This window comes from Vibrio sp. vnigr-6D03 (assembly GCF_002835515.1).
Classification (GTDB): domain Bacteria; phylum Pseudomonadota; class Gammaproteobacteria; order Enterobacterales; family Vibrionaceae; genus Vibrio; species Vibrio penaeicida.
Genome location: NZ_PIZL01000012.1, coordinates 283427 through 301007, shown reverse-complemented (window position 1 = coordinate 301007; position 17581 = coordinate 283427). Strand labels below are relative to the sequence as shown.

The window sequence follows — 17581 nt, the reverse complement described above, 5'->3', positions numbered from 1 at the left end:
TAGGTGATTAGGCTAAGTCGGTCTTGCGGTGAGAAAATCAAACACAATGGTGTTAAACAAATAGTCTTTTTCCAAGTGCACGTTGTGTGAACAGTCTGGAATGACCGCAAGGCTGGAATCTTTAATTTCTTGCCACAGCAGGTATGGCTGGTTCCAAATATAGCTTTTGTCTTTATCCCCCCAAATAACCAATGTTTTCGCCAAAATTTGACCTAAGCGATCAACGGCACTCCAATTCGCCATGGCTTCTAATCCATTGATGTAAGTTTGGAGCGAAACGCCTTTCGCTAACTCCAATCCAGGCAGAAAATTAGGGTCGCTTTTGCCTTTTTGAAACCAACTTTCTACTGTGTAAGACTTGGCATCGGATGTACCAAACAGCTGAACTTTCTCCATGCTCTGGCTGAGTGATTCGAATCGACCGGGCAGATCCCCCATTGGCCCCGTACCATAAAGCACCAAGCGTGTGACTCGCTGAGGGGCACTGAGCGCAATTTCTTGCGCAATCATTCCACCCATTGAGTGCCCAATTAAGTGGAAATTTTGGATGCCCATGTCATCAAGCTTTTTCAATACCGATAGTGCAAAGTCAGAAATACTGTTGTGCCCCGTTTTGGCGACTTCACCACCATACCCCGGTAAATCCATCGCAATAACATCAAAATGCGTGCTCAGTTTTTCAATCTGCTTATCCCAATAATGCAGCCCACTTAAAAAGCCATGCACCAGCACTAAGGTTTGCCCTTGTCCTACTCTAATACAGCCCATGTAACCTCCTATTCCATGACTTCAGGTAGCCACAGAGCAATGTCTGGGAACATAACGAGTAAGCCAATTAATGTGACTAAGCAGGCAATAAATGGCAGGCAACCAATAATGACATCTCCAATGGTCACTTCTTTTCGAGCAAGCGCTTGAATCACATAAAGGTTCAAACCTACGGGAGGTGTTAAAACCGCGACTTCCATAGTGATGGTATAAATCACGCCAAACCAAATAAGGTCAAAACCGGCGGCAGAAACCAACGGGTACAAGGTGGGTAGAGTGATAAATGTCATGGACACAGGTTCCAAAAACATCCCCAGAATCACATAGAAAACAATGATGGCGGCGAGGACCACATAAGGGGAAAGCTCCATCGCTTTAAATACTTCCGTGAACTGCTGAGGCACGCGGTAGTAAGACATCACAAACCCAAATAACACACCGGCTGACAGCAGCAGCCCAAGGTAACCCATGGTTTGCATCGTGGATCGCAATGCCGCTAAAAAGCCATCCCAACGTAACCCTCCTACGGAAAACGCAAGAATGATGGTAGCAATACAAGAGACGCCGGCCGCTTCTGTTGGGGTGGCGATCCCTGTGTAAATGGAAACTGTGATGATAAGACCAATAATGATCACCGGAAGAATCGCGCTGAGAGCGAGCCCCCAAGGGATTGGTTGGCTATCATCTCGATTTGGAATATCTTTTGGGCTGAGCCAGCCCCACACTGTGACGACCAATGCGAAGAACGACACCAATATCACCCCAGGTATGACACCTGCGATGAACAGTTCACCAATGGATTGGTCGGTAACGATGCCATAAAACAGCAAAATCAAACTCGGTGGAATCAGAACACTCAGTGTGCCGCCTGCGGCCAATACACCACTGGAAAGACGCTTGTTGTATCCTAATTTGAGCATCTCTGGCAGTGCCACTCCCCCAATGGTAAGTGAACCAACCATGCTTGAACCACATACCGCTCCAAACCCTGCACATGCACCGATACTGCCGTAAGCGGCAGAGCCTTTAAACGGGACACGACTGTGCATAAACCAATATAAATTAGGTCCGATTGCAGATCGCCCAATCAGCTCGCCTAGCAACACAAACAAAGGGACGGCAAGCAAAATGTAGTCTACCCATACCCCCCATAGCTTAAGTTCCGCAGTGATCAGGGAAGTAGAAAACGATTGAATGCCTAAAAGAAAGGGCAAAGATGCCGCCGCAAGTGCAAAGGGAATAGGCAGACCGATTGCAATAAAAAAGATCAGAAGAACCAGTAGCCCGATTCCAACCATATACCATTCCATTATGGTGTCTCCTTGTCTTCAAGCGTGCTGGGGTGTTGGTAATTCAGTAATTGGACTAACGCCAATAGCGTGAAAACAACCAATGCAATGGATACGGGGATCCAGAAGTAAAACCGAGGCCAAAGAAGGATTTCAGATGCAGCACCGGAGTGAAATGTTTTAAAGGTTGCTTTACAAGCAGCAACGCTGAAAAACAGACCCGTTAACGTCATGATGATCAGGTTTAAGCGATCGAGATACCCTTGAACACGTGTTGGCAATTTATCGCGGAACAAAGTGACTTTTGGGTAAGCGTCTTGGCTTAGTGCGTACGCTAAACCAAAAAAGGCAACGGGTACCAGCATGAGTGCGGTGGCTTCTGTTACCATGCCATCTGGGGAGTTCATGACATAACGCATAAACACACCATAAGAAATCCAAAGCGCTTGGATGAGAACAACGAACCCACCTAAATAGATGAGCAGTTTTGCAATTCGCTCCAAATACTGAGCAATAGCTGTGCGCATAAAATGCCCTCAATGAAAGAGATTCAGTGAACAACGAATCTGATGGATACCAGATATCGACTGTTCATGATTCTCACGTCGTTAGATTGCATCCCCATTTTTCATGAAATAGAAACCGTCATGATTGAGAAAATAGGGATGCAAGGTGATGAAATCAGTCTTTGTGAGCAGCCAGTAACGCGCGATACTCGTCTGCCAACTCTTTACCACAAGCCTTATCGACTTCACTATTCCAAGAGTTCTGAGCATTCTTGATGATTCTTAGGCGATCTTCTTGCGGGATAGTAACCGCCGTACCGCCCCCTTTCATCACAGCATTGCCGACACGCTGATCCACCCAATCTTCGTAACGAGGTTTCAACCACTCTTCAGCTTCACGTGCCGCCTCTTTTAAGGCTTTTTGGTTCGCTGGGGAAAGTGAATCAAACTTGTCTTTGTTGATCATGTAAATGATGTTGGCATAGAACAGATTGGTATTGAGCATGTGTGGCATGACGTTCCACAACTTCCAAGAACTGTAAGTCGCAACCCCCATATTTATGCCATCGACTACACCACGCTCTGCCGATTGGAATACCTCTTTCGGCGCAACGAAAACGGGTTTTCCGCCCCAAGATTCGATCATGCTGCTGACTAAAGGCCCAATCGAACGAACCAGTTTTCCATCCAGCTTATCCAATTGGGAAACAGGGGTTTCAAACCACCACTCTTGGTCGTAGGAGTAATTCGAGTTGAACAAAGGCATCAACCCGACTTTCGCCGATTCAGCTTTCACAAGGTCGGCGTATTTTCCGTCCAATTCAATTTGATGTTCTAAATTGATTTCTGCAGGGTACAGAGAGGTCACTCGGTAGCAGCTCAATCGCTTGTCGGCAGGTATCCAGCTGATATCCGATACACCACCTTGAACGGCATCAACCCCTTCACTCCATCCGTGGAGTGTAGAAGAAGGGAAAATTTGAACATCCAAATCTCCGTTCGACTTCTCACTGGCGAGCTGAGCGAGTTTTTGGAAACCTTCATATCGGATGTCGGCTTCATTTACATAGGTAGAGAGCCGAATGATTTCTTTTGCCTGCACTGCCGTGATTGGGAGTGCAAGAGCAACAGAGCTTGCTAAAAGGGTACAGATGGTCTTTCTGACTTTCATTGGAATCTCCTTTCCTTGATGTCCTTTCAGAATTTTTCTTCGCGACTTTTTCTTAACGACAAGGCGAATTAAAGTTTTTGAGCTCGATAAAAAGTATCTTCACAGATTAGAAAATTAGCTAATGCTATTTTGGACTGCTGCTATTCCAAAATTGTTGAAGCTAAATACCGCGGTATATCGCTCGTACTTAGAATTGAAAAAATTATTAAAAACGAGAAGTGAAATGAGTGGATATCGGCGTAAGTTTACGTTTGGTTGGTTGACAAACTTCGTTGGTGACAAAACAATCAGTAGCGATCGCGCGTATTCACAGGGAGTGAACCATGCAAGGAGGTAGGTGTGCATTTTAAGTTATTAAAAGATTTCGTGTGTTTGGCTCATTTGCAGAATTTTACGGCTGCAGCCTTAGAGCGACGGGTGACACAATCGGCATTTAGCCGTCGGATTAAGGCGCTGGAGGACTGGCTAGGCGCGGAGCTGATCAACCGAGAGTGCAAGTCGTTTGAGCTGACGCCCCAAGGTGCGTTATTTGTCTCGGAAGCGGAGGCAATATTGAGGAAGCTCTATAATGCACGTGAAGCGCTCAGTGTTATGGGCAACACAGAAGAAAAAGAAATTGCCGTTGCGGCACAAAACTCGATTGCTCAAACGCTATTCCTAACGTGGGCAAAACGGCTAGAAAGGCGGTTAGGTTCAGTCTATGTTCGGTTAACATCAGATAAGCTCCCCAACTGCATCGAACTTTTCAGCCAAGGTAAAGTTGATTACATGTTTTGTTGTGCTAATGAATTGGTGGGTGTCCCCATAGATGGAAATCGATTTTCGTATACCACTGTTGGTAAAGAAGTGCTGATACTGGTTTCTGTGCCTTCTCACATTCCCAATCAGCCGCTCTTTTCTTTCCCAGGTAAGCCAGATGATCCCGTCCCTTTTATCGCGTATACCCACGAGTCGATGTTTGGGAAATCGATTGACCAAGTCTTAAAGAAAAGCGGTTTGGACTATTATTTGTCGCGCCGGTACGAAAACCCCTTCGCTCACAATCTGAAATCGATGGTGATGGAACGTCTTGGTTTAGCATGGCTTCCTAAATCCGCTATAGAGAATGACCTAGCTGAAGGTCGGTTGTGTCGTGCCGCTGGGGAAGAATGGGACATAGAATTTGATGTCCGGTTGTATTACCACCATGAAGCACGATCCAAGCACGAGCAAATGGTTTTGGAACTCTCCAAAGAGATGTCTGAGGAATTGCTGGTGTAGTGGCATACTGTGTTCCGCTATTAAAAAGCACGCCGATTACTTAGAGCTGAGGTGTCGCCATAAGTTGCTCATTTCCGGTGTTCGTTCTGGGTTTAAACAATATACTCGGATTTTCATTTTGGCCGAAGGAAGACCCGTTACCAATTTAAGGCGTTGCTCTACAAGCTCTTTCTCTATGATGGAATGTGGTACCCAAGCTACGCCATGTCCAGCCAAAACCAAAGCTTTTACGCTTTCCACTAAGGCATTTTCTAACACGGTTTGTGTGCGAACTTTTGATTGGATTTGAGGAAGACAATCCGATTGAACGATTCTTCCGGTAAACGCGTCCGCAGGGTAGTTAATGAGCTTGAGTGGATGTACACCATCAATGGAATGAAGCTGCTCTCCTTGCTCGTTCACAGATGAGACAGGAGCGAGCATATCTTCTCCCAATTCTAAGTACACCAGATTCGGGTTTTGTGTATTGGGAAAGCCATGATGAGAGTAATAACTCAGCATGAAATCGGCTCGCCCAGACATTAACTCGTCAAAGCAGTCATGCAGATCGCCCGTGTTCACTTTCACGGTCGTATGCGGGTTTATCTCGTTGAGTGGCGCCAGGAATTTGGGTAAGTACGTGACCGCTAGCGAGTGCTGAACTGAGAGTGTTATTTGCTGGGCGCTCTTTTGTTGCTGCTGAAGTTGGGACTGCGTCACGTATACCTGAGTGAGCCAATTTTGTGCGATAGAAACAAAATCTTCCCCCTCTTTGGTTAACGTGGTTGGGTATCGTTCACGATCCACTAAATCGACACCGAGCCAGTTTTCCAGAGCGCGAATTCTTCGACTAAATGCGGGTTGGGTGACGAAACGCGACTGCGCGGCTTTTGAAAAGCTGCCTTGCTCGTTGAGGGCGATAAAATCTTCCAGCCATTTTAATTCCACGGCGTTCTTCTCCTTGAACTGGAACAGAATGTGAGGCTTAGAATTCAGCATCCTGAGGTCACTGGATATCAGGTTATGCCAAAAAGTAACCGGTCGCAATACAATCGGCATTGGTGAGTGTTGGGATTTCACGTTTACGATGAACGCATCTGATTGAAATACGAATTCTTAAACAGCGGTGTTCAGACCATAGCGGTTGAACACGGATTTGCAGACAACAAGGGAATGAATCCATGCACTTATCACGTTACCCAAGAGCTCACTTTGCACACCTTAATACGCCACTCGAACCAATGCGCGAGTTAAGCAAGTATTTAGGGGGCCCCAATCTTTGGATTAAAAGAGATGACTGTACTGGTCTTGCTGGCGGAGGAAACAAAACCCGCAAGCTAGAGTTTTTAATGGGTGATGCCATTCAAAAAGGCGCAGATATCATCATCACACAAGGTGCGACACAGTCCAACCACGCACGCCAGACGGCGGCTATCGCTTCAAAGCTGGGTATGGAATGCCATATCCTGTTAGAAGATCGCACTGGCAGCAAAGATATCGACTACAACTACAATGGCAACGTATTACTCGACCAGATCTTTGGCGCTCCGCTTACAAAACTTCCAGCGGGCACTGATATGAACCAAGCGATGGAAGAGCTTGCAGCGTCTTTGCGAAGCGAAGGTAAAAACCCCTACATTATCCCCGGTGGTGGCTCTAACCCTATTGGGGCATTGGGGTACGTGAATGCGGCATTAGAGTTATTGTGCCAGAGCAATGACATGAGTTTGAAGATTGATCATTTGGTTCATGCGACGGGCAGTGCAGGTACACAAGCAGGCTTAGTGACGGGGTTGGTGGCGTCGAACAGTCAAATACCCGTATTGGGCATTGGTGTCCGGGCTGCAAAGGAAGCGCAAGAGAATAACGTTTTTGCTTTGGCAGAGAGAACGGCAGAGTTTTTAGGCATTAAAGGTGTGGTGAAGCGTGAAGATGTAGTGGCGAACAGCGATTATGTTGGTGAAGGCTACGGTATTCCAACAGAAGGTGCCATTGAAGCCATCGAGTTGTTTGCTAGAAAGGAATCCATTCTTCTCGATCCGGTTTATTCTGCAAAAGGCGCTGCAGGGCTGATTGACCTTGTGCGTAAAGGCCACTTCGATAAAGAAGATAACATCGTGTTTCTTCATACTGGCGGTAGCCAAGCACTTTATGGGTATCGTGAAGCCTTCAACTACCCAAAATATGATTGATTTAGACTACGACCTAACATTTTAATTAAAAAAACTGGCTCAAAATGTTGCGCCAGTTTTTTGTTTTTTACCGACAATTCAAAGGGAGGGAAGTTGTAGACGTTGGTTCATGGTGAATCTGTAAAATTAATACTCCTTTGGTTGCTTATAAGTGTCACCTTACCTAACATGTTGAGTGTTCGTAACTTTAGGGTCTGTTGACCTTTCATGGTTAAATTTTGTTCGAATTCTATGCCTTTTAATCGCGGCGCAAGGTATGTAGCCTAGTCATTCTAAGCAAATACCTTGCAACAATGAGTAAAAGGCATAGAAACGAACCCTTTGGGCAGCATTTGTGGCTTATTTCTACTGCGTTATCGCTCATTGATGTAGAGCGACTACACCGAATAAGCTCTGCCTTGTATAAATCACCCACAAATTGCTGCAAAAATCATCTCGAAAGGTCAACAGACCCTAGGCAATGGAGAGCCCATGAATTACTTGGATGGAATACTGCACGTCGAATCTTTTCTCGCGGTCACACTTGGCATCGTCGTGCTGTTTTTGGGGCGTCGGCTAACACAGGCGAGCAAATGGCTGAGAGAGTTCAGCATTCCAGAACCCGTATCCGGCGGGATTTTAGTGTCCATTCTATTTGCCGCTCTGCACTACCTATCCGGAATTGATGTTGAATTTGATTTGGCGGCGCGTGACCTTCTGCTTGTTTACTTCTTCACGACCATCGGCATCAACGCCAGCCTGAAAGATCTCTTCAAAGGTGGGAAACCACTTATCATCTTGCTCACCATCACTATAGGGTACATGTTTATCCAGAACCTAACGGGGATTGGCATTGCAACCATGTTGGGGCAGCCAGATATCGTGGGCTTGTTGAGTGGAACGGTTTCACTGATAGGTGGGCATGGTACTGCCATTGCGTGGTCACCAAAAATTGGTGAGAGCTTCGGTTTGGAAACGGCAATGGAAATCGGCATCGCCAGTGCCACCTTTGGGCTTATTTTAGCCAGCGTGATGGGCGGACCGATTGCCAAGTTTCTCATTAATCGTCATAACCTTAGCCCTGCGAAAGTTGAAAAAATGGATGTGGGTACTTCACCCAATAACCCTAAACCCAGTATCAATGCGTATGATTTTTTGGATGCCGTGCTGGCTATTCATATCTGTGTGATATTGGGGGCACTTCTTAATGAAGCGGTGTCAGAATTCGGGCTGGACTTGCCATTGTTTGTGACTTGTCTGTTCGCGGGTATTCTTATTTCTAATCTGATTCCAGATTCTTACCCTCGCTTAACCGGAACACGTTGGCCAAAACGTACACCTGCGATTGCATTAATTGCCGATATTGCATTAGGTGCATTCCTTGCCATGTCACTTATGAGCATGCAGCTGTGGGCGCTTGTCGACCTGGCTGGTCCTATTTTCGCTATTCTTGGCGTGCAATTTATCGTAGCGATTTGTGTCGCTATTTTTGTTGTTTTTCCGTTGATGGGAAAAACGTACGATGCCGCTGTTGTGTGTGCTGGGTTTGGTGGTATTTCTTTGGGGTCAACACCTACGGCAATGGCTAATATGTCGGCGGTGGCGCAAAAGTACGGGAATAGCCATCAAGCGTTCATTATTGTTCCACTTGTATGCGCGTTTTTTATTGATTTAGCGAATGCGCTAATCATTCCATATTTTGTTGGTTTACTAAGTTAGATTTTTCACTTAAAAGCTCATATTTAGATTGAACAGCAACCTAGTTAATAGTTTTTTATGAGTGTTATTGAGTAGTGTTACATTTAAATACAATATAGACACATTTAAATATATAATATTTTATTTTTATAAAACAGTTAGATAGTTAATAAATCCTAATCGGGATACCTGTCTGTTTGTGTGACATTACTCCCAATTTTATTTTAGATCTGTACACTTCTTGCCCTGTAGCAATCAGCTCACTAAGAGTTGATGAATGAATAGACAGGTAAAAGAATGATTAAATTTGGATTTAAGCAACGAGTGATTACGGTTGCAGCCTTGCTGCTTGTTATCTCACTGAGTGTGTCGCTTTGTATTTCCTATTATTTTCTAGCTCAAGACAAGCAAAACAGCATTGACTACAGTGCCTCTCTTAAAACAGATGCAGTGAGTGATTCCATTGAATCTTGGGTACACAACGTCTCCCAGACATTGGTGAAAACGGCACCGACATTTTCTCAACCGTTCTCTGATAGCGATACTGAGTTGCTTATATCGCAGGTGGCCAATGCGTCACAGGTTTTTGCCATTGTTATTGGTTTTGAAGATGGGCGTGCGTTCAGTTCTCGCTCAGGTAAATACGATTCAAACAAGTACGATCCACGTGTTCGTGGGTGGTATAAGCAAGCAAAAGCCAAACGATCTACCATCATCACCGGTATCTATCGAGGTTCATCCACCAAAAAGTTGATGGTGAGTATTGCGGAACCTTTCTATGACGGAACCGAGTTGAAAGGTGTATTGTTAGCCGATCTTACCCTTGAAATTGTCGCTGAACACATAAACAACAATTTGCCGGCTGGTGCGATTGCAAGTTTATTTGATGCAAAAGGAACGGTGATTGCGTCGTCCTCTTCAAAAAGTATCGCAGGTGAAACGAACATTAGTGACATTTCAGCACTGGCCCCATCTAAGCCAATCATTCTCAGCGCGGGATACGGTTCCTTTACCTTCGATAGTTCTGGTCTGACACGCATCGGTTACCACAACGAGGTAAAACTGGGTTCGAACACATCTTGGTATTACCTTGTGAGTGTTGACCAAAAGAACGCGTACAAGAGCTTAAGTGATTTATTCAGCACCATGTCTTGGATTGCGTTTGGTTTAATTATTCTGGCCAGCTTAACGTTAATGGGCACGCTTCAACTTCTGTTTAAACCTATGCAGCGTTTGCAGGCAAAAGTAGACGATCTGACAAAAGGCGATGGCGATCTCACCAAAAGTATCGCGGTGCATAATGAAGATGAAATAGGTAAGGTCGCACTTAGCATCAACGCATTAATGAGTCAGCTACAGAGCCTAATTTCAGACACCAAATCGTTGGGTGACGATATCTCTGTCAGCATGAAGTCTTCTACCGAAGGTACTGCGAAAGCACAAAACTACATTTCAGAACAAATGCGCGAAGTTGATCAATTGGCAGCCGCTATTAATGAAATGTCGGTGAGCGCAAGAGAAGTGGCAAACCACTCACAGCAAGCGTCTACTGCGGTTCAAAGCGCTAATGGCAATATTGAGAAAAGTGCCGTGCTGGTGGAAGATTCAGCTCAATCAACGGAAGCTTTGTCTAAAAAAGTCATGGAGGCAGTATCCGTTGTTTCCGACCTCAATCAGGCAACCAACCGAATTGAGTCGGTCCTTGGGGTAATTAACGACATCGCTGATCAAACCAATTTGCTGGCATTGAATGCAGCTATCGAAGCGGCACGTGCAGGTGAGTCGGGCCGTGGTTTTGCGGTTGTGGCGGATGAAGTGCGTACGTTAGCGCAGAAAACTCAAGCTTCAACCGAAGAAATTGGCAACATGATCGATGAACTGCAAATGGGTTCTAAGTCAGCGCTAGAAGTGATGGAATCCAGCCAGAAAGAAGTGACTAAAACGTTAGATCACTCTCAAGAAGCTGATACGGCACTGCAAGCCATTCGCCATGCAATGGGTCAAATTACAGATATGATTCATCAGATTGCGTCGGCAGCTGAGCAACAAAGCATCGTGAGCGAAGAAGTGAATCGCAATGCGCAGGCTACCAAAGATATTTCTGTCGAGGTGTCTGACTTTATGGGCAATCTAACAGAGTCGATTGGTGAACAGCAAAAAGTGGTGGAAAAACAAAACCAGCTACTGAGCCAGTTCAAAGTGTAGCTATCGCTTTAAATACGAACTTTAACCATCAAAGGCATGCTCACGGGCATGCCTTTTAAAATTCTGTAATGAACGATTCTGCCTTATTCATCACCACTCCAACTTCGGTTTTTCGTATAGTAATAAGGGTATAAATGGTAAGCCATCAGATCCCAATCGAACGCTTGCTCGAAGAAGCGGACTTGACCACTATGCTCATCCAGTTCATCGGTCAATTTGAGCTTAGGAAGCTTGTCGTTTCTCTCTCGGTAGTATGGACAGCCGCTGCCGGAATGTTTCAGAAAGGGTTCTTGCTGCTGCCCGCATTCGACGCGCACTGAGTTGCTGTGGGAGCTGAGATAAATAATGCGTTGATGCTAATGCATTTTGTGATAGACGAATGGCAAAGTCGTGCTCGTCTTCATGGCTGATGGATTGAACAGTTCTCGGCGCCGAGAAGGTAAAGATTGGGTCTCTCATACCTTTATACCTGACATTATTAGTTAATATTTTATAAATATCACGGTAGCAAGGTGGTTAAAAAATAACCGTATCGTCTATGAGAATGTAAGCATGTTCATCTTAGTTAATAATGTAGTCGTCGTATTCGATGGGTTCGTAAGTACCTGAATCTATTTTTATTGTGTGGAATTCAGCTTGCCCAGCGTCGTTGATAAAATTTACAGCAACCCAAACCTGATCATATTCATCTATGGAATCAACCTCCCATAAATGATCGGTATTGATGAGCTTAGAGTAGATCACCGATGTTTTATGCAAATCGTGGTTTGTATCCCTAGAAGCTTCTTTTAAGTCTTCTGGTAACGTGTGAACGCGAAGTAAGTAATTTACCGTTTTCATGAGCCCTTCTGATCAACGGGTATTAGGTCAACAGATTCTAGTAGTAACGAAAATCAACGAGTTTTTCGTGTTCAGGGAAATCACCTTTACCCCACATCATCTCTGTTTTGCACATGAGGGTTGCGATTTCGGACTCGTCTTTTTCAACGATGATTCCAGCTTCACTGATGTGCTCAAAGCTGCCGTCTTCTTGGCGTTCGCCACGCATTATTCGACTGAAAACAATGTAGTTGTAGCGTCCGTTTTCAAATAGGACAAAACCCGCGCCACCACCACTGTAGCTTGAGCGAGCCATTTTTACTGGCGACTCAATTTCCATTTCAATTTTTTCAGCGGTGCCATATCGATACAAAATGGTGTTTTCACTGGCGGTACAAACCGAGACACTTTTCTTACCAAAACTGCACCCTTCTATTAGCAGTTGATTTTCAGGGCAAAGGTCTGAGGCATGCGTCGTCGCAGAAGCAAAAGGGAGAACGAGCAGTAGAGGCAAGATAGATTTTGTCATAATGGTTCATAAGGTAATGTTAGGCCTCTGCATTTTAGATCATTTACTCCGTTTTACACGCGCAAATTTAAATAAAAATGGAAATACATTCAGGCAAAACTTTTGATGTTTGCGTGTCGTCTTGCAGGTTTAGGATGTCAATTCTGGCGATGAAATTTTCTCACGGTTACTATGCGCCGCCAAAAGAATTGAAGAGTGAAAACATGAAATTTCTAGTGGCACAGATCCGTATGGAACTTGGGGCTGAAAAGCAAATTCAGACCATTCAACAGGTGGTTAAAAAAGGCGTAGAAACGGGACAAAGAGTGTTCGTTTTTCCAGAACTGGCTTTGCCAGGTTTCAATCGGGAAGTCGTTAATATTTCGAGCAAAGAAAATCATGTGATTTGGACTCAAACTCTCTCTGAACTGGCGAGTAGCCATCAAGTCTATGTGTTTGCGGGTTTGCCAAGAGTCGACTCTTCATCGGTTTACAACAGTTTTTATTGTTTCAAACCAGACGGTGAAATCGCTTGCTTGTGGGATAAAATTGGGCTGACGGAGAGTGAACAGTGCTTTTTCCAACATGGGGATAGCCGCCCTGCTATTGAGATTGAAGGCATGACATTATCGGTTGTATTGTGCAGAGAAATACTGGATGTTCGTGAAGTCACGGATTCGCTCTCAGGAAAGGGTGTCGAATTGGTACTTTGGCCCAGTTACATCGGGTGGAATTTGGGTGAAACTGAACAACTCAGATCCGATGCCGCTTATTACCACGAAGCGAAAGAGTTAGCGAAAACGTTAGGTGCAGCGGTAGTGCAGTGCAATTGGGCAAATGGCACAAACGTACCGGAAGCAACGGGGCTGGGGGGAAGCATCGTCATTTCAAAAGAGGGCGATGAAATCTACCACGCTCCATATGATCAACCCGCGGTCTTTGAGGTAACGCTGTCAAAGACCGAGGAGTTGATGGCGAAGCCTTTCTCGTTTTAATCCGAGCTCGGGTCTTTTATTAGGTCGCTATTTAGTTTGCATGACTCGATTGAAGATGACGCGCTGCGCCTCTGCTTCTCCAACGTCCATTTGGTAAAAACTAATGTGGCTACCAGGGGCGCGCTGCGCGAGCTGACCAGCCCCTAATGCGCTTAAACACCCTATTTTTGGGTAGCCCCCGATAGTTTGCCTGTCTCTCATGAGCACGATGGGTTGCCCATCTTTTGGAATCTGTATTGCACCGTAGGCAATGCCTTCTGAAATAATGCCATCTCGATTGCAGCGAATAGCTTGACCAGACAGCCGGTAGCCCATTCGATCAATGTTGGATGAGACTTCATAAGCGCTGGAAAACAGAGTCATGATGTCGTTATTGGGAAAATCTCGGTATTGGTATCCGAGCATCACGCCCAATTCCAGTGGCGCTGTGTAGTCGGGTATCGCCCATTTTGGTGCTCGAGTTTTGATGTCGTCTTTACATGGGGTAAACCGGAGAACATCCCCTTGTTTTAACGCGCGTCCATTTTCAATACCACCGATTTTCTCTCGTGAGACTGTCGATGCGCTATCGAGTTGCAGGTCGACTGTAAAGCCACCCTTAATCGCTAAATAAGCGCGTAAGCCGTTTTTAGGAGAGTCAAAATTCAGGGTATCGCCTTTTCGAATTCGATACGTATTCCAAGGCTGAATTTTTTTATCGCCAATTCTGGCGTTTAAGTCTGCGCCTGTTATCGCAATACAAGTATCTGCGAGTGCCTTTAAAGTAAGCTTTCCAAACGTTATTTCAACCTGCGGCACATTTTGAGGGTTATCAAGTATTCGATTTGCCCAACAAAATGCATGTTCATCCATAGGGCCGCCCGTGGTAATGCCCATGTGTTGGTACCCGAAGCGACCGAGATCTTGAATCAATGCAAGCAGCCCCGGATTAATGACTTCAAAGCTCATCGAACTGCCCTCCTAAATCCAAAAATTCTTCGCGAGTTATGGGGCGAAATCGCACTTGATTACCAACAGCAACACGAGCCAGAGAGTCGCTTTCCCAATCAATCATCTTGAGCGGTGTTCTACCTACTATTTGCCAACCACCGGGTGTGGAGCTTGGGTAAATCGCGGTTTGGTTATCCGCCACGCCAACGCTACCCGTGGGGACTTTTAAGCGAGGTGTGGATTTGCGTGGCATGGTGATGCGTTCATCTGTTGTTCCCAAATAGGCAAAGCCGGGGCTAAATCCAATGGCGTAAACTTGATAGATCTTATCGCTATGGATTTGGATGACTTCACTTTTACTCAGCTTATGGTGATCGCAAATATCTTGTAAATCCAGAGCGACTTCATCGCCATAGTAAACGGGTAGGTCTACAACGTGTGAAGACTGAGTTTTTGTATGGGCAGAACTCGATCCACGAAGCGCACTCTTTAGATTGGCAATGATGTTGAATCGGTCGGTTTTATTGACGTCATAACACACCAAAATGGAGGTGTAAGACGGAATAATGTCGATCACAATGTCGCCAAGACTTTCGTGTATTCGGTTGATCGCCCAGCTTATTTGTTGTGCGATTTGTTCGTTAATTTGGTCGCCAAAATACACGATACAGGTCATTTCATTGACCGGCTCTATGCGCATCAGTTGGCTCTCCTCATTACTGCCGCTGCTTCACTCACACTGGCAGCGTGTTCACCGTCTCCGTGAATGCAGATGGTATCTACATCTATAGAGAGCTTTTTGCCGGTAATCGTCGTCACGCAGCCTTCTTCGATGATTTGGCAGATTTGATTTTTGATGCTGGTGAAATCGGTGTAAACCGAGCCCGCTTCATTGCGCGAAACGAGGTAGCCTTGATCGTCGTATGCCCGATCAGAAAATGCTTCAAACCACACCTCAATACCGTGTTCTTGAGCCATGGCTCGAATAATGTCGTTATTTGGGGTTGCCATCACTACTAGCGGGCAAAGGGGACGAACTTTACGAACCGTTTTCATGATAGTCGACAGAATGGTTTTGTCTTTCATCATCTGGTTGTACATTGCACCGTGAGGTTTGATGTAGCTGACTTCAGTGCCGTGTTTTTGGCAAATCGCATCTAGAGCGCCAATTTGGTAAATCAATATGGCTTCAAGCTCTTGCGGTGCAATATCCATGTTGCGACGCCCAAACCCAATCAGATCGGGGTAGCCAGGGTGCGCACCAATTTTTACGTTGTTCTCGACGGCCATGCGAACAGTTTTGTCCATGGTCAGTGGGTCTGAAGCGTGAAAACCACACGCAATGTTTGCCATGTCGATAAAAGGCATGACGTGAGAATCCTGTCCTTTGGCCCAACCGCCAAAGGACTCACCCATATCGCAATTCAGTTTCATGTTTTGTCTCTTAAACGATGTCTTTTAAAAACGCAGATTCGATTATCTTTGTGTCATGGTGGTGGGTAAGTAAGTCACGATTTCTGGGAATACGGTGATCATTACCAAACCAACTAAAATCAATAGGAAAAAGGGCAGCGCAGCGCGAGCCACATAGAGTATGTCTTTACCCGTGAGTGCCTGAATGACAAATAAGTTAAACCCAACTGGCGGGGTAATTTGTGACATTTCGACAACCAATACAATGAATATACCAAACCACAACAAGTCGATGCCAGCTTGTTGCACCATTGGCATGACAACTGCGACGGTTAACACAACAACAGAGATGCCATCCAAAAAACACCCTAGAATAACGAACAGCACAGTTAGGTAGATTAGTAATTCAAACGGAGACAGAGTAAACGTTGCTATCCATTCAGCCAGTGCGCGAGGAATACCCAAAAAGCCCATTGCCAGTGTCAGAAAGTGCGCGCCAACCAGAATCAGCCCGATCATACAGGAACTTTTTACCGCGCCGAGCAAGCTATCAAGAAAGTTGTTCAGCGACAACGAACCCGTCGTCCACGCCAGAATGAGTGCGCCAAAGACACCCAGCGCAGCCGCTTCGGTTGGTGTCGTTAGTCCACCGTATATTGAGCCGAGCACGAACAAGATAAGGCTCACGATAGGCAGGAGCTTTTTCAGCGCCGCCAATTTAACGGTGAAAGACACGCTCTCTTTACTGTGTGCAGGAAGCCCGTCTTTATTGAGTAGCGCCCATACTGCGGTGTAGCCCATAAACATCAACACCAGCATAAGTCCGGGTAGGGCTCCAGCGATGAAAAGCCGGCCAATGGACACTTCTGCTGCCACACCATAAACGATCAAAATGATAGAAGGTGGGATCAGTAAACCCAAAGTGCCAGAACCCGCAAGCGTGCCAATGGCCATTTTTTCGCTGTAACCTTGGGCTTTGAGTTCGGGCAGTGTCATACGCCCTATGGTCGCCGCCGTTGCGGCAGATGACCCCGATACCGCAGCGAAAATACCACAGCTCAGTACGTTAACGTGTAAGAGCTTACCCGGAAACCCACTTAACCACGGGGCAAGCCCTTTAAAGAGATCTTCAGACAGGCGAGTTCTAAACAGCAGCTCCCCCATCCAAATAAACATCGGCAAAGCCGTGAGTGACCAACTGGTGCTTCCACCCCAACTTGAGGTAGCGAACAACAAGCCGATTTGTTCATTTCCCGTCATGTACAAACCGAGAACACCAACGCCAATTAAGGCAAGCGACACCCATATCCCAGCTGCGAGCATTAGGATCATGGTGAGCGCTAAGATAATAGAAATAACAGAAATATCCATGAGTGCTTTTCCTTACTCCGTCTCGCCTTCGTGGGCTTTGTAAGTTGGCGCTTGCCCTTTCAATGTCAAAATGAGGTTATCGAGGACAGCCAAATTAAGACCAAACATGCCAAATGCAACAGGCACTTGCGGTATCCACAACGGAATCGGAATGTAGCCATGGGTGACTTCTTCAAAATCGTAGGATTCCCACACCATATGGGCGCAGTAAAAGCTCATAAAAGTCACCAGGAGAAAAGCAAAAATAAGGATGAACGTTTCTTGATAGTGTTGAACGCGTTCAGGTAAACGTTGAATCACCAACGTAACGCGAATGTGCCCACCTTCCCGAAATGCGTATGCAAGCCCAAAAAAAGTGGATGCCGCCAAAGCGTAGCCGGAAAAATCTTCGGCTGACGGCACAATAAACCCAAAAAATCGACCCACTACCTGAGCCAAAATGATCAGCATCATCAGAACGATGCACAACCCAGATGAGTAGCCAGACAGCATATAAAG

18 protein-coding genes are annotated in these 17581 nt (G+C 45.7%); 5 read left to right on the top strand and 13 right to left on the bottom strand.

Going from position 1 to position 17581, the window contains the following annotated elements; all coding sequences use genetic code 11:
• Positions 1-12: 12 nt before the first annotated feature.
• From CW749_RS09275 to dctP, 4 genes are all read right to left on the bottom strand, one after another.
• Entirely contained in the window at positions 13-768 is a 756-nt protein-coding gene (locus tag CW749_RS09275; protein ID WP_101111744.1) for an alpha/beta hydrolase, read from the bottom strand.
• 8 nt (positions 769-776) lie between these two features.
• Positions 777-2078 carry a TRAP transporter large permease gene (locus CW749_RS09270; RefSeq protein WP_101111743.1) on the bottom strand — a complete coding sequence of 434 codons (1302 nt, stop codon included), beginning with the start codon at positions 2076-2078 and terminating at the stop codon, positions 777-779.
• The gene (locus CW749_RS09265) at positions 2078-2584 is read right to left on the bottom strand and encodes a TRAP transporter small permease (RefSeq protein WP_101111742.1); all 507 of its coding nucleotides are present in this window, start codon (positions 2582-2584) and stop codon (positions 2078-2080) included. Before CW749_RS09265 ends, CW749_RS09270 begins: the two co-directional genes overlap by 1 nt.
• 154 nt (positions 2585-2738) lie before the next feature.
• Entirely contained in the window at positions 2739-3734 is a 996-nt protein-coding gene (gene dctP, locus CW749_RS09260) for a TRAP transporter substrate-binding protein DctP (RefSeq protein ID WP_101111741.1), read from the bottom strand.
• Positions 3735-4073: 339 nt separating this feature from the next.
• Between dctP and CW749_RS09250 the strand changes: the two genes are divergently transcribed.
• Positions 4074-4994 (top strand): LysR family transcriptional regulator, encoded by a 921-nt coding sequence (locus tag CW749_RS09250; protein WP_101111739.1) that lies wholly within the window; start codon positions 4074-4076, stop codon positions 4992-4994.
• Positions 4995-5030: 36 nt separating this feature from the next.
• Here CW749_RS09250 and CW749_RS09245 read toward each other — a convergent pair whose 3' ends face one another.
• The gene (locus CW749_RS09245) at positions 5031-5921 is read right to left on the bottom strand and encodes a LysR substrate-binding domain-containing protein (RefSeq protein ID WP_180958367.1); all 891 of its coding nucleotides are present in this window, start codon (positions 5919-5921) and stop codon (positions 5031-5033) included.
• 233 nt (positions 5922-6154) lie between these two features.
• Here CW749_RS09245 and CW749_RS09240 point away from each other — a divergent pair, with 233 nt between their 5' ends.
• From CW749_RS09240 to CW749_RS09230, 3 genes are all read left to right on the top strand, one after another.
• Positions 6155-7165: a D-cysteine desulfhydrase gene (locus CW749_RS09240; protein ID WP_101111737.1), complete on the top strand. Its 1011-nt coding sequence runs from the start codon at positions 6155-6157 to the stop codon at positions 7163-7165.
• 471 nt (positions 7166-7636) lie between these two features.
• Positions 7637-8863 (top strand): sodium/glutamate symporter, encoded by a 1227-nt coding sequence (gltS, locus tag CW749_RS09235; RefSeq protein ID WP_101111736.1) that lies wholly within the window; start codon positions 7637-7639, stop codon positions 8861-8863.
• Positions 8864-9139: 276 nt separating this feature from the next.
• Positions 9140-11047, top strand: coding sequence for a methyl-accepting chemotaxis protein (locus tag CW749_RS09230; RefSeq protein ID WP_101111735.1), 1908 nt, complete (start codon positions 9140-9142; stop codon positions 11045-11047).
• Between the two features lie 83 nt (positions 11048-11130).
• On the opposite strand, the gene CW749_RS28070 is transcribed toward CW749_RS09230, so the two are convergent.
• The 3 genes from CW749_RS28070 to CW749_RS09215 form a co-directional block, all read right to left on the bottom strand.
• The gene (locus CW749_RS28070) at positions 11131-11364 is read right to left on the bottom strand and encodes a hypothetical protein (RefSeq protein WP_145997842.1); all 234 of its coding nucleotides are present in this window, start codon (positions 11362-11364) and stop codon (positions 11131-11133) included.
• A 244-nt stretch (positions 11365-11608) separates the two neighbouring features.
• On the bottom strand, positions 11609-11887 hold the full coding sequence (locus CW749_RS09220; RefSeq protein ID WP_101111733.1) for a hypothetical protein: 279 nt from the start codon (positions 11885-11887) through the stop codon (positions 11609-11611).
• A gap of 37 nt (positions 11888-11924) precedes the next feature.
• On the bottom strand, positions 11925-12395 hold the full coding sequence (locus CW749_RS09215; protein ID WP_101111732.1) for a hypothetical protein: 471 nt from the start codon (positions 12393-12395) through the stop codon (positions 11925-11927).
• 203 nt (positions 12396-12598) lie between these two features.
• On the opposite strand from CW749_RS09215, the gene CW749_RS09210 reads away from it, so the two are divergent.
• A complete protein-coding gene (locus CW749_RS09210; RefSeq protein WP_180958366.1) occupies positions 12599-13369 on the top strand; it encodes a carbon-nitrogen hydrolase family protein in 771 nt (256 codons plus the stop codon).
• A 27-nt stretch (positions 13370-13396) separates the two neighbouring features.
• Here the strand turns inward: CW749_RS09210 and CW749_RS09205 are convergent, their stop codons facing one another.
• The 5 genes from CW749_RS09205 to CW749_RS09185 are packed head-to-tail and all read right to left on the bottom strand — an operon-like array spanning position 13397 to position 17575.
• Entirely contained in the window at positions 13397-14317 is a 921-nt protein-coding gene (locus tag CW749_RS09205; protein WP_101111730.1) for a biotin-dependent carboxyltransferase family protein, read from the bottom strand.
• Complete coding sequence (gene pxpB / locus CW749_RS09200) at positions 14307-14999, bottom strand: 5-oxoprolinase subunit PxpB (RefSeq protein WP_180958365.1); 693 nt, start codon at positions 14997-14999, stop codon at positions 14307-14309. The genes CW749_RS09205 and pxpB overlap by 11 nt, the downstream gene beginning before the upstream one ends.
• Positions 14999-15733: a 5-oxoprolinase subunit PxpA gene (locus CW749_RS09195; protein ID WP_101111728.1), complete on the bottom strand. Its 735-nt coding sequence runs from the start codon at positions 15731-15733 to the stop codon at positions 14999-15001. The genes pxpB and CW749_RS09195 overlap by 1 nt, the downstream gene beginning before the upstream one ends.
• 42 nt (positions 15734-15775) lie before the next feature.
• A complete protein-coding gene (locus CW749_RS09190) occupies positions 15776-17083 on the bottom strand; it encodes a TRAP transporter large permease subunit (RefSeq protein WP_101111727.1) in 1308 nt (435 codons plus the stop codon).
• A 12-nt stretch (positions 17084-17095) separates the two neighbouring features.
• Entirely contained in the window at positions 17096-17575 is a 480-nt protein-coding gene (locus CW749_RS09185; protein ID WP_101111726.1) for a TRAP transporter small permease, read from the bottom strand.
• Between the last annotated feature and the right edge of the window lie 6 nt (positions 17576-17581).

Bases quoted from the DNA above. Each gene is read 5' to 3' on its own strand.
- CW749_RS09275 (WP_101111744.1), bottom strand. From the start codon at position 768: ATGGGCTGTATTAGAGTAGGACAAGGGCAAACCTTAGTGCTGGTGCAT.
- CW749_RS09270 (WP_101111743.1), bottom strand. From the start codon at position 2,078: ATGGAATGGTATATGGTTGGAATCGGGCTACTGGTTCTTCTGATCTTT.
- CW749_RS09265 (WP_101111742.1), bottom strand. From the start codon at position 2,584: ATGCGCACAGCTATTGCTCAGTATTTGGAGCGAATTGCAAAACTGCTC.
- dctP (WP_101111741.1), bottom strand. From the start codon at position 3,734: ATGAAAGTCAGAAAGACCATCTGTACCCTTTTAGCAAGCTCTGTTGCT.
- CW749_RS09240 (WP_101111737.1), top strand. From the start codon at position 6,155: ATGCACTTATCACGTTACCCAAGAGCTCACTTTGCACACCTTAATACG.
- gltS (WP_101111736.1), top strand. From the start codon at position 7,637: ATGAATTACTTGGATGGAATACTGCACGTCGAATCTTTTCTCGCGGTC.
- CW749_RS09230 (WP_101111735.1), top strand. From the start codon at position 9,140: ATGATTAAATTTGGATTTAAGCAACGAGTGATTACGGTTGCAGCCTTG.
- CW749_RS09220 (WP_101111733.1), bottom strand. From the start codon at position 11,887: ATGAAAACGGTAAATTACTTACTTCGCGTTCACACGTTACCAGAAGAC.
- CW749_RS09215 (WP_101111732.1), bottom strand. From the start codon at position 12,395: ATGACAAAATCTATCTTGCCTCTACTGCTCGTTCTCCCTTTTGCTTCT.
- CW749_RS09210 (WP_180958366.1), top strand. From the start codon at position 12,599: ATGAAATTTCTAGTGGCACAGATCCGTATGGAACTTGGGGCTGAAAAG.
- CW749_RS09205 (WP_101111730.1), bottom strand. From the start codon at position 14,317: ATGAGCTTTGAAGTCATTAATCCGGGGCTGCTTGCATTGATTCAAGAT.
- pxpB (WP_180958365.1), bottom strand. From the start codon at position 14,999: ATGCGCATAGAGCCGGTCAATGAAATGACCTGTATCGTGTATTTTGGC.
- CW749_RS09195 (WP_101111728.1), bottom strand. From the start codon at position 15,733: ATGAAACTGAATTGCGATATGGGTGAGTCCTTTGGCGGTTGGGCCAAA.
- CW749_RS09190 (WP_101111727.1), bottom strand. From the start codon at position 17,083: ATGGATATTTCTGTTATTTCTATTATCTTAGCGCTCACCATGATCCTA.
- CW749_RS09185 (WP_101111726.1), bottom strand. From the start codon at position 17,575: ATGCTGTCTGGCTACTCATCTGGGTTGTGCATCGTTCTGATGATGCTG.